At 65.7% G+C, this 10,925-nt stretch carries 11 protein-coding genes; 3 read left to right on the forward strand and 8 right to left on the reverse strand.

Translation table 11 applies throughout. The features are described 5' to 3' along the window. Positions 1-102 precede the first annotated feature (102 nt). From VF612_RS09175 to VF612_RS09185, 3 genes are read right to left on the reverse strand one after another with little or no spacing between them, the layout of a single operon-like run. Positions 103-642 carry a DinB family protein gene (locus tag VF612_RS09175; protein ID WP_408659551.1) on the reverse strand — a complete coding sequence of 180 codons (540 nt, stop codon included), beginning with the start codon at positions 640-642 and terminating at the stop codon, positions 103-105. Continuing rightward, a complete protein-coding gene (locus VF612_RS09180) occupies positions 639-1,388 on the reverse strand; it encodes a MazG family protein (protein WP_408659552.1) in 750 nt (249 codons plus the stop codon). The genes VF612_RS09175 and VF612_RS09180 overlap by 4 nt, the downstream gene beginning before the upstream one ends. Further along, positions 1,385-2,008, reverse strand: a complete 624-nt coding sequence (locus VF612_RS09185) for a hypothetical protein (RefSeq protein WP_408659553.1) — start codon at positions 2,006-2,008, stop codon at positions 1,385-1,387. Before VF612_RS09185 ends, VF612_RS09180 begins: the two co-directional genes overlap by 4 nt. 135 nt (positions 2,009-2,143) lie before the next feature. Between VF612_RS09185 and VF612_RS09190 the strand changes: the two genes are divergently transcribed. After that, positions 2,144-2,488 (forward strand): MmcQ/YjbR family DNA-binding protein, encoded by a 345-nt coding sequence (locus VF612_RS09190; protein WP_408659554.1) that lies wholly within the window; start codon positions 2,144-2,146, stop codon positions 2,486-2,488. A 57-nt stretch (positions 2,489-2,545) separates the two neighbouring features. On the opposite strand, the gene VF612_RS09195 is transcribed toward VF612_RS09190, so the two are convergent. The 4 genes from VF612_RS09195 to VF612_RS09210 form a co-directional block, all read right to left on the reverse strand. Further along, positions 2,546-2,983, reverse strand: a complete 438-nt coding sequence (locus tag VF612_RS09195; RefSeq protein ID WP_408659555.1) for an SRPBCC family protein — start codon at positions 2,981-2,983, stop codon at positions 2,546-2,548. A gap of 11 nt (positions 2,984-2,994) precedes the next feature. Continuing rightward, positions 2,995-3,333: an ArsR/SmtB family transcription factor gene (locus VF612_RS09200; RefSeq protein WP_408659556.1), complete on the reverse strand. Its 339-nt coding sequence runs from the start codon at positions 3,331-3,333 to the stop codon at positions 2,995-2,997. Further along, positions 3,330-3,791, reverse strand: a complete 462-nt coding sequence (locus VF612_RS09205) for an SRPBCC domain-containing protein (protein ID WP_408659557.1) — start codon at positions 3,789-3,791, stop codon at positions 3,330-3,332. Before VF612_RS09205 ends, VF612_RS09200 begins: the two co-directional genes overlap by 4 nt. 107 nt (positions 3,792-3,898) lie before the next feature. Further along, positions 3,899-4,498, reverse strand: a complete 600-nt coding sequence (locus tag VF612_RS09210) for a YdeI/OmpD-associated family protein (protein ID WP_408659558.1) — start codon at positions 4,496-4,498, stop codon at positions 3,899-3,901. Here VF612_RS09210 and VF612_RS09215 point away from each other — a divergent pair. Both VF612_RS09215 and VF612_RS09220 read left to right on the forward strand, forming a co-directional pair. Then, complete coding sequence (locus tag VF612_RS09215; RefSeq protein ID WP_408659559.1) at positions 4,497-4,760, forward strand: hypothetical protein; 264 nt, start codon at positions 4,497-4,499, stop codon at positions 4,758-4,760. The two genes, VF612_RS09210 and VF612_RS09215, sit on opposite strands and share 2 nt — an antisense overlap. A 185-nt stretch (positions 4,761-4,945) precedes the next feature. Further along, complete coding sequence (locus tag VF612_RS09220) at positions 4,946-7,702, forward strand: SIR2 family protein (protein ID WP_408659560.1); 2,757 nt, start codon at positions 4,946-4,948, stop codon at positions 7,700-7,702. 276 nt (positions 7,703-7,978) lie between these two features. Here VF612_RS09220 and mfd read toward each other — a convergent pair. Beyond that, positions 7,979-10,925: transcription-repair coupling factor (gene mfd / locus VF612_RS09225; protein WP_408659561.1), on the reverse strand; the 2,947-nt coding region annotated here is incomplete at its 5' end.

Genomic DNA, 10,925 nt, shown 5'->3' on the forward strand with positions numbered 1-10,925 from the left:
TAACCGGCCTGCCGATCCGAGCCGTGCGGGTCCTCCCGCGCAACGCTGCGCCGGCGGACTCCTGCAGCCAGCCTATCGGGCGGCCCCGGCGATCCGGCGCAGCTACTCGCCCGTTGCGCCGTCGATGGCCTCGCGCAGCAGGTCGGCGTGGCCGTTGTGCCTGGCGTACTCCTCGATGAGGTGCACCAGGATCCAGCGCAGCGAGAAGTGCTCACCCGAATCCGGATGGGCGGCTGCGGTCATCGCGTCCAGCGCGGCGCCGGCCACCAGCTGCCGCGATTGCGCGACCTGCTGGGCATAGAGGGCGAAGGCGGCGGCCACGGCCTGCTCGTCGACCTCGACGACATCGAAGTCGGCGTCGCCCGGGCCGTAGAGGTCCTTGACCTCGCCGCCGGCGAACCGTTCGACCAGCCAGCCGTACTCGACCTCGGTCAGGTGCCGGACCAGGCCGAGCAGGCACAGCGAGGACGGCGGGGTGGCACGCCGGAGCAGTTGCTCCGGGGTCAGGCCGGCGCACTTGAGCAACAGGGTCTGCCGCTGGTAGTCCAGGAAGCCGGTCAGGGTGGCGCGCTCGTCGCCGGCCGTCGGCGGCTCGATCCGCTTCTCGGCCAGGTGATCGTCAGCCTGCGGCCGGCTCGTCATCGCTGCCCTTCCAGACGGGTGGTCGCCGGATCGTTGCCTTCCCGATCGCTGCCTTCCAGCGTGCGGATCCCGTCCCGGTACGCCCGGGCGGTGGCCCGCAACGCCTGTTCGGGGTCGACGCCGGCCTGCACCGCGTCGGCGACGACGGCCAGCAGCCGCTCGCCGATCCCGTCGCCGGCCGGCAGCGGCGCGGTGAACCCGGCACGGGAGGACCGGCTGACCAGCTTGGCGGCCAGCGCCAGCGCGGGCTGCTGCATCGCGATCCCGTCGGTCACCGAGTTCCGCTGCTTCTCGACCTGCTTGATCGCCTCCCAGTTGGTGGCGACGGCGGCGGCCGAGTCGGCCACCGTGTCTGCGAAGACGTGCGGATGCCGGCGGACCAGCTTGGCCACCAGGTCGCCGGCCACATCGTCGATGGTGAACCGCTCACTGGGGGCGGCCTCCTCGGCTAGCCGGGCATGGAAGAGCACCTGCAGCAGCAGGTCGCCGAGCTCCTCGCGCAGCGCTGCCAGGTCGGCCGTCTCGATCGCCTCGAGGGTCTCGTAGGCCTCCTCGATCAGGTACGGGGCCAGCGAGGAGTGGGTTTGCTGGGCGTCCCAGGGGCAGCCGCCGGGCGAGCGCAGCCGGTCCATGATCTGGACGGCCCGGACCAGCTGCGCGCCCAGCTCGGCTGGCTCGGTGCGGTCGGCGGGCTCGGTGCGGTCGGCGGGCTCAGCCGGCTCGCCAGCAGGAACCGGGGCCGTCACTGCTGGGTCGGCAGCTTCACGTCGCCCGGCAGCGTCTGGTCGAAGGACAACACGGAGGGCAGCTGCTTCTTGCCCAGGCCCAGCACCGACAGGCTGTTGAGGTCCCAGCTGCCGTACCGGGGATTGATCGAGACCTTGTCCTTGATCTTGACGAGGGCGTCGGCGACCTGCTTGTCGGTGGACAGCTTGGCGCGCACCACGTTGAGCAACTGGCGGTTGCGCAGCAGCACCGGCTCGAACCGCTCGCTCAGCCCCGCCTGGGTGATCTGCCGGGTCAGCTCGGCCTCGGTGCTTCCGCCCAGCGCTTCGGCCTTGCCCGCCTGCAGCTGCGCCTCGGTCACCGAGCCGCCGGCCGCGGCCAGCAGCAGCGGGAAGACCTCGTTGCGCACCAGGTACTGCAGCACGAAGGTCTTGGCCGGCGTGCTGGTCGAGCCGTCGCCGGTGGGGATCGGCGGCGCGCTCGCCGGGACGTAGCGCGAGAGCTCCTTCTCGGTGATCTTGTGGCCATTGACGATGGCGGCGGTGCCGGCCTTGGAGTCGCATGCCACCAGCCCGAGGCAGCTGAGCGCCAGCACCGGCAGCAGGGCGAGCGAGCGGAGCCTTGCCGAACGGATCTTCACGTCTTCGATCTCCGAGTTCGTTCTGGTGGTCAGGACAGGCGGTGCGCGGCACGCCACGTCATTTTCGCACGGGAAGGGAACCGAGCCGTCGCGGGCGGCAGCCCGGCTCGCTGGGTTGTGCTAAACCTGCCCCTGATGGACAGCGACGACGCACTGCGCTACGCCCTGGACAAGCCCGGCGCCTGGCCGGACAGCCCGTGGGGCGAGGACCACCACGTGGCCAAGGTGGGCAGCAAGATCTTCCTGTTCCCGGGCCGGGTGGACGGCCGCAGCGCCATCAGCGTGAAGAACACCGAGACGGCGGTCACCGAGCTCAAGCAGCGTTATCCGGAGCTGGCCGGGCCGGCGCCCTACCTGAACAAGCGGCTGTGGGTGCGGGTGTGGATCGACGACCTGCCCGAGGAGGAGGTCCGCGAGCTCATCGACGACTCCTACGACCAGGTGGTGGCCAAGCTGCCCAGGTCCGAACGGCCCGGCTGAGGGCTGCCCGCCGGGCTTGGCGAGCTCAGCTGAGGAGTGTCCGCAACCGGCGGTGTGTCAGTGCCAGTTGCTGATCTGGACGTCGTGCGGGTGCGGGGCGCCCGTCCCGGTCTCGACGAAGGCCTTGAGGCTCATCAGGAAGGTCGCCCACTTGGTGCTGCAATGGCTCATGAACTCGACCGGCTCACGCCAGCCGGCATGGGCGAACAGCACGATCGTCCAATCGCCGTCCTGGGCAAGGTCGAAGCTCACCGTGGTCCCGACCCATTCGGCCGGGCCGTCGAGAACCTCCCAGAGCACCCGCTTTCCCGGCTGCAGATCGAGGACCTTCATGTCGAAGCCACCGACCTCGCCGAAGCGGAACTTCAGCGTGCCGTCGCTGTCGCCGCTGGTGTCGGTCGTCCACCAAGCGGCGAGGCCATCGACCGTCGTGAGCGCTTCGTAGACGCTCTCCGGCGTCGCGGTGATGCCCACTCGGTGCAGGATGTCTGCCATCTCGATCTCCCTTACGTGTTCTTGGCTCGTTGGATCGCCTCGGCGAGGCTCTTGATGCGGCGCAGGCGGGCGTCCCACAGCTCGCCCACGGAATTCAGCTGGGCGACGGCGCGGGCCAGCTGCGCATCGTCGACGGAGTAGCGCTTCTCGCGTCCGGCGGGGGTCGCGCGGACGAGCCCGACCCGGTCGAGCACGGCGAGGTGCTTCGTCACGGCCTGGCGCGTCACCGGCAGGCGCGCGCTGAGCGTGGTGGCCGTCCCCTGGCCGTCGGCGAGCAGCAGGTCGAGCATGCGCCGCCGCGTCGGGTCCCCGATCGCGGACCAGAGGTCGTCGTCGACGACGGCGCTCACCGGGCGGCTGCCAGCCGGGTCGCGGTTTCGGCCAGCCGGGGCAGGTAGAAGTCCCAGCCCTGCCGGTGGTCGTTGTAGTACTCCTCCAGCACCGCTGCTTCCCAGCCGCGCTCGCGGTAGCCGGTCTCGCTGAACCGGACGGTGGTCCCCTCTCCCGACGGGACGAGGTCGAAGGTCACCAGCAGCGAGTTGCCCGAGCCCGCGACGTCGTCCTCGTACGTCCAGCGGAAGGAGAAGCGCCGCGGCGGGTCCGCCTCGACGACGGTGAACGGTGTCGACTGTTGGCGCCCGCTGGCCTGGTCGGTCCAGGTCAACCGGCTCGCCGTACCGGCGACCGGCTCGAATCGGGTCTCGGCGCTCCACCAGTCCCGGATGTGCTCCGGGCTGCTCAGCACCTCGAAGACGACCTCGGGGGATGCGTCGACGTGCAGTTCGCGCTCGATGCTTCCGTACTCCATGCCCCACCTTCTGCAACCATCGGTTGCATATCACCGTAGCGATCAGCACAGGGACACGCAACCGTTAGTTGCACATGGGGCCTCCGCCCGACCGGGACAGGCCCGGGTCAGTCCTCGGGCAGCTGGCGCCGCTGCGGATGGACCGTCTCGCCGCGTTCGAGCATGGCGACGAAGTCCGCGATCCGGCGGGCCCGGGTCTCCGGGCGCTTGGCCTGGCCGATCCGGTAGGTGATGGCGTAGCGGTTCTGCGAGGTCAGCACGTCCCACATCGCCTGTGCCCGCTGATTGGCGGCCAGCGCCTCGGCCAGGTCGGTGGGGAACTCCCCAGCCGCCGAGCCGGCATAGGCGGCGTCCCACCGGCCGTCCGCCTTGGCGGCATCTACCGCGGCCTGGCCAGCCGGCATCAGCCGGCCTTCGGCGCTCAATCGGGCGATGTAGTCGACGTTGCGCCGCGACCAGGCGCTCTTCGCGCGGCGCGGGGTGAACCGCTGCCGCATGCTGCCCTCGTCCCGCCGGCTCATCTGGCCGTCGATCCAGCCGAAGCACAGCGCCTCGTCCAGCGCCGCGGGGTAGGTCAGCGCGGTGACCTGGCCGCCCTTCTTGCCCAGCACCAACCAGACGCCGGCTGAGCTGGCGTGGTTGTCCATCAACCAGGCGCGCCAGGCGGCTGCGTCCGGCACCAGCAGTTCAGGCAGTTCGACAGCCATGCCTACCATCCTCGCCGACGGCCCCGACGGGGTCTCCATTGCCGTACGCACTCACTGCCGTACTGCCATGCTCGAAGCCACGGCCGTTCTGCCGGTGCTGTTTAAACGGTTAGATGGTCTTGACTACGGCTGGCTGAACTCGGACCACTATCAGGCACCCAAGTTAGGTGATCTGGAGGTCAAGCTCGTGGTGTCGCTGGTCCTCACCTGCTCGGGCTGCAAGTTTGCCAGCCGCACCGATCGGACTCATCGGCCTTGGTAGTACAGGTACCAGCAAGCCATACACGACGACATGTGGGTACGCGCCTCGCTCGGGCGAAGGCTCCTGACCCGCACTGCTCTTCGGCCGTCGAGGTGTTCGCCCACCATGCAGATGGCGAGGGCTGGTTGGTTGCTCTCGGCTCAAGCTGCACCCCAGTGCTTGACCAAACGAGGCGAGCCGACAGAATGGTGGTCATCGACAGGGGAGGACTCGTGCCAGAATATGGTGATCTCACCGACCTGCAAGCCCGATTACAGGCGATCCGAGACTCTGGGGACACCAAACTTGTAACGGTATTCGGCTCGGGCATCTCGAACAGTGTCCTTCCATCGACGACTGACCTTACAGCACGATTTAAACTGTGCTTGACCGCCCGTGGCCAACAGAAATTCGACGAAACAATTTCGGAAATTACCGATACTGGACTTGCATACCAAAATGCCGCCTCGTTGGTCAAGCACCAGCAGGGTGAGGCGGTTCTAGCTCGAACTATCAGAGAAGCGGTATTGACCGCGTGTATGGATGTACAGCCAGCTGACCGACGCGAAGTTTCTGGTGACATCGAGCAGTGTAGGAAACTAGCTTCCAGCGGAAGATGGCACGTACCAAATGGCTACATCAGATTTGCAAATTTCTATAGCCAGCTCCCCGGAGATGTTCGGGGACCGATCATCACGACAAATTTTGATCCGCTTATTGAGATTGCGTTCCGCCAAACCCAGCTTCAAGCCGACTCAGTTCCTATACCGATGGACTCCGCGCCGGCGGCGGATACCTTCCTGGAGAGCTCATCCATCCCCGTGTTGCACATTCACGGTCTTTGGACAAGTAACGCAACCCTCAGCACAATTCCCCAGCTCACTGGTGAACGCCCAACATTGGGCGGACTGTTAGATCGCCTCATGCGGGCTGCAACGGTTCTTGTAGTCGGCTATAGTGGCTGGATAGATGCATTTATGCGTTCGCTGCATGTAAGGGTAGAACGGAGCGACCTTCTCGACAGTGAGTTTCTATGGGCTGCGTACTCTCCAGATAGCAGGCTCATCCTGCAGAATAGAACCCTTGCGGCAATGGTCGCCCTACCCGGTTTCAACCTGTACACCGGAGTTGATGGGCACGCCATCTTTGATCCTGCGGCTTATGAAGTTCTCCCCGCACCTCCACTACCCTCTCCATTCGGGTACTCGCGGGTGCCTCAAGTTCAAAAAACGGCGGCAGACTATTCCGCTTTTAGATTTGCCGACGGCCACGAACCTACTTGGGCGGACGTGCAGTCAGGCCGCTGGCCAGTCCTCAGCGCTTCGAAACAGTTCCAAGCGATGCTCAAGTCCAAAATCGAGCAACGTGGCGGCGGCTCTGTAGCTATCGGACCAATGGGTGAGGGCAAGTCCATGGCGTTGCGCCAAGCCGCCGACTGGGCCTCGAACCACTTCCCCGAATGGACCGTGTTATGGTCCGAGCCCGCGGCGCCCGCCGTTACCAACGAATGGATCGACGATGTCCGCGATAAATACGGGCAGGTCATGATCTTCATTGATAATGCTGACCTAGTGGCACCTGCTCTCGTTCGATCATTCGACTCGTGGGGGAGGGCGGGTTCCGGTGTTGTGTTTGCACTAGCCAGTCATGATCGGCTCTGGTGGCGCTACGCCGGCTCGTTAGCAAATGCGGTAGATTCCGTAATCTTTAGTGGCTTCACTATGGCCGATGCGGTGAAGATCGGCGACACCTGGAATAACAACAAAATCTCGACGGTGAAATCCTCAGCAGACATCGAGCTGGCTCCAGATGCCGTAGCCGAGGCGCTTATTAAGTCTGGTAGTAGGATGTTTGGCGGTGGCACTGAATCGACGACCTTGTTCGGCGCTATCCTTGAGGTGCGATATGGCGACAAGCTGGTCGACAGGGTTAGCGACTTGATAAGCAAGCTCGCGCTAATAAAGATACATAGAGACAGTAATGTAACTTTGGCTGATGTTTTCGGATGCATTTGTGTAATGCAATGTGAATTTGACCCACACGGCGAGCAAAATCGCGGTGCTAGTCGACCGCTAATCGCATCCCTAGCTAATTTGCCTGGCGTCTACGCTGATGGCAAGATCCTTCACTCTCTAGGTCGTGAGGCGGCGATTGCGTACGCGGGGGACCGTGTGTATTCGCGACATCCCTCTCTTGCTCGGGCTGCTGTCACGGCGCTGAAAGAGAAGCAGCTATACGTGTCCACCTGCGAACAAATTGGTCTAACTGGTGGACGACTTCGGCGTGCTGGTGGGGTCAACAGAGAATTGTATACGGATGCTTACCAACTCGGAAGCAGTCTAAAGACAGGGGATGCCGCCGTCGCGGCCGCAAGGGGTGCAGTGGAAGGCGCGGGGCATATTTTGGAGCCACGCGTAACCTTTATGAGTGTCTTACGCTTGAATGATAGACAACGGGCGTTCGACTATGCCACAAGTTTGGCACCGCATCTCCCAGAATTTCGCGACGAAGGCTCCGCCCTTCGCGTTTATTTCAACGAGTTCTCGGTGATCTGTCGGCATGCGACGCGCCCACAACTCGGTTTAGGGCTCGCGGCTTTGAGCATTGCTGACGGTATCGGTTACGGCCTTGACGAATCGCGCGCCGATTACGGCCTATCCAGTGTGATTCTTTGCGCCCTGCAGCTTCGTGAGCAATCTAGTGAGCTTGTCGGTGATATACCGGAGCTCTCCTGGGCTGCTCTGACGCAAGTACTTGGTGGTAGTAACCGGATCCGCGTTCCACGTAACCGGCTTGCTAGCACAATTGACAACATCGAGCGCTTGTCCATCCTACAAATTCGTTCACGGCTTTCTGCGCAACTTGCGCCGTTCGCTCGCAGTGCCGTGAGTATCGTAAAGCCAGCCATAGAGTTTTCGGGTGCAATTTCTCTTATGGACCTTACGCGGTTGTGCCGTCTTTAAGTCATGTGAGCCTTCTAGTTCGAACCGGTGTCAATGATTGGGCAAGGGTCAGCAGTCCGCGAGCCGATTCGAAAATCTACCCTATAAACCCATATCGGCGTTCATAGTTTGATTTGCTCTGTCGAACTTATTCACGCAGGGGCTTAATAGCGCGTTGTCTGCGGTTCACCGATAGCTACCCCATACGAAGTCTAGAGCCCCACACCAAGAGAATAGCCGTACCGTTCAGTCGGATTAAGTTACAGGCGTGCCATTCAGCCGACGCACCGAGGAAGGTCAGTTGGACAGCACGGCCTTGAGCACCGGACCAAGAATGTTCTCCAGCAGCTGCGCGCACCAGCTCAGCAGCGGCTGGTCGCGCAGCGGCTCGCCGCCGAACTTGGCTTCGGCGAAGCTGCCGTCCGGCTTGATCACGCCCTTGGGACGGGCGGCGGCCATCGTCGAGACCGCCGGCTTGTAGACGGTCTTCTCGTACGTCCGCTGCAGCCGGACCTGGGCCGACTCGGGCAGCAGCACCGGGGAGAACCGCACCGACTGGCCCTGCAGCGAGACCTCGGTGATCCCGAACTTGCGGCACACCACCTTGAAACGGGCCACCGCCAGCAGGTTGTCCACCTCGATCGGCATCGGCCCGAACCGGTCCAGCAGCTCCAGCCGGACCGAGTCGACCGCCTCGTCGGTGGTGGCGTTGGCCAGCGCTCGGTAGGCCTCCAGCCGCAGCCGCTCGCCGGGCAGGTAGTCCTGCGGCAGGTTGGCGTTGATCGGCAGGTCGACCTTGACCTCGCTGAACTGCTCTACCGCGGCTCCGCCGCCGGCAGCTCTGTACTCCGAGACCGCCTCGCCGACCAGCCGGACGTAGAGGTCGAAGCCGACCCCGGCGATGTGGCCGGACTGCTCGCCGCCCAGCAGGTTGCCCGCACCCCGGATCTCCAGGTCCTTCATCGCCACCTGCATCCCGGCGCCGAGCTCGGTGTGCTGGGCGATGGTGGCCAGCCGGTCGTGGGCCAGCTCGGTGAGCGGCTTCTCCGGCGGGTAGAGGAAGTAGGCGTAGCCGCGCTCGCGGGCCCGGCCGACCCGCCCCCGCATCTGGTGCAGCTGGGACAGCCCGAAGGTGTCGGCCCGGTCGACGATCAGGGTGTTGGCATTGGGGATGTCCAGGCCGGACTCGACGATGGTGGTCGAGACCAGCACGTCGAAGTCGTTCTCCCAGAAGCCGACCATGATCTTCTCCAGCGCGTCCTGGCCCATCTGGCCGTGCGCCACCGCGATCCGGGCTTCGGGAACCAGCTCGGCCAGCTTCGCCGCGGTCCGGTTGATCGACTCGACCCGGTTGTGGATGAAGAACACCTGCCCGTCGCGCAGCAGCTCGCGCCGGATCGCCGCCGAGATCTGGCGCGGGTCATAGGCGCCGACGAAGGTCAGGATCGGGTGCCGCTCCTCCGGCGGCGTGAGGATCGTGGTCATCTCCCGGATCCCGGTCAGCGACATCTCCAGGGTGCGCGGGATCGGGGTCGCCGACATGGTGAGCACGTCGACGGCGGTGCGCATCGACTTCAGGTACTCCTTGTGCTCGACCCCGAACCGCTGCTCCTCGTCCACCACGACCAGGCCCAGGTCCTTGAACCGGACGGTCTGCTGCAGCAGCCGGTGCGTGCCGATCACGATGTCGACGCTGCCGTCGGCGATGCCGGCCAGGATCTGGTCGACGTCGGCGGCGTGCGTGAACCGGGACAGCTCCTTGATGGTCACCGGGAACTGGTTCATCCGGCCGATGAAGGTCTGGATGTGCTGGTGGGCCAGCAGCGTGGTCGGCACCAGCACCGCGACCTGCTTGCCGTCCTGCACCGCCTTGAACGCCGCCCGGACCGCGACCTCGGTCTTGCCGTAGCCGACGTCGCCGCAGATCACCCGGTCCATCGGCAGCGGCTTCTCCATGTCGGCCTTGACCTCGTCGATGGCCGCCATCTGGTCCGGTGTCTCGACGTAGGGGAAGGCGTCCTCGAGCTCGCGCTGCCACGGGGTGTCCGGCCCGAACGCGTGCCCGCGGGTGGCCATTCGCGCCGAGTACAGCCGGATCAGCTCCGCCGCGATCTCCTTGACCGCCTTGCGCGCCCGGCCCTTGGTCTTGGCCCAGTCCGCGCCACCGAGCCGCGACAGCGAGGGCGACTCGCCGCCGACGTACTTGGTGACCTGGTCGAGGGAGTCGGTCGGCACGAACAGCCGGTCGCCGGGCTGGCCCTTCTTGGCCGCGGCATACTCGATGATCAGGTACTCGCGCTCGCCGCCGTTGACGGTGCGGCGCACCATCTCGACGTAGCGGCCGACGCCGTGCTGCTCGTGCACCACGAAGTCGCCGGACTGCAGCTGGATCGGATCGATCGCGTTGCGGCGCCGGGACGGCATCCGGGACTTGTCCAGCGCGGTGATCCCGCGCTGGCCGGTGAGATCGGTCTCGCTGAGGATGGCCAGCTTCAGCTCGGCCGAGACCAGGCCGGATTCCAGGTGGCCGGTGGTGACCAGCACCACGCCGGGTTCCAGCTTGTCGATGCCGGGCGCCATCCGGGCAGCGAGGTCAGCGGCCTGCAGCCGTTCCAGCGCCCGCTCGGCGGTGCCGTGCCCGGCGAAGACCAGCGCCAGCCGCCAGCCGTCGCGGGCCCAGCCGCCGATGTCGCCGAGCAGCGCCTCGGTGTCGCCGCGGTAGGCCGGCGCGGGCTCGAACGACGAGTCGACGGCGGCCACCGTCCGGAAGTCGGGGCCGGCGTCGGCGACCAGCTCGTTGTCGGTGCTGAACGGCGACAGCGACCACCACGGCATGCCGAGATCGGATGCGACCTCGGCCACTTCCTCCAGCGAGCGCAGCGACGCCGAGCCGAGATCGACCGGGGCCTTGCCGCCCCCGGCTGCCGCTGCCCAGGAGGCGGCCAGGAACTCCTCGGACGTGGCCACCAGGTCGGCCGCCCGGGCGCGCACCTTCTCCGGGTCACAGACCAGCACGGAGGTGCCGGCCGGGAACTCCTCCAGCACCAGCCGCAGCTCGTCGACCAGCACCGGCGCCAGCGACTCCATGCCCTCGACCGGATTGCCCAGGCTGATCGGCTCCAGCAGCTCTCCGAGCTCGGGATGCTGGCCCAGCAGCGCCGCGGCCCGGCCGCGCACCGCGTCGGTCAGCATCATCTCCCGGCACGGCGGCGCCCACACCCCGCTGGTGGCGATCTCCAGCGAG

The sequence above is a fragment of the Jatrophihabitans sp. genome (genome assembly GCF_036388195.1).
In the GTDB taxonomy this organism is placed as follows: Bacteria; Actinomycetota; Actinomycetes; order Mycobacteriales; family Jatrophihabitantaceae; genus Jatrophihabitans_A.

What these genes read in the sequence shown, in the direction of transcription:
- VF612_RS09215 (WP_408659559.1), top strand. Translation starts at nt 4,497, where the DNA reads ATGCCTACCATCCTCGCCGACGGCCCCGACGGGGTCTCCATTGCCGTA.
- VF612_RS09195 (WP_408659555.1), bottom strand. Translation starts at nt 2,983, where the DNA reads ATGGCAGACATCCTGCACCGAGTGGGCATCACCGCGACGCCGGAGAGC.
- VF612_RS09175 (WP_408659551.1), bottom strand. Translation starts at nt 642, where the DNA reads ATGACGAGCCGGCCGCAGGCTGACGATCACCTGGCCGAGAAGCGGATC.
- VF612_RS09205 (WP_408659557.1), bottom strand. Translation starts at nt 3,791, where the DNA reads ATGGAGTACGGAAGCATCGAGCGCGAACTGCACGTCGACGCATCCCCC.
- VF612_RS09190 (WP_408659554.1), top strand. Translation starts at nt 2,144, where the DNA reads ATGGACAGCGACGACGCACTGCGCTACGCCCTGGACAAGCCCGGCGCC.
- VF612_RS09220 (WP_408659560.1), top strand. Translation starts at nt 4,946, where the DNA reads ATGGTGGTCATCGACAGGGGAGGACTCGTGCCAGAATATGGTGATCTC.
- VF612_RS09210 (WP_408659558.1), bottom strand. Translation starts at nt 4,498, where the DNA reads ATGGCTGTCGAACTGCCTGAACTGCTGGTGCCGGACGCAGCCGCCTGG.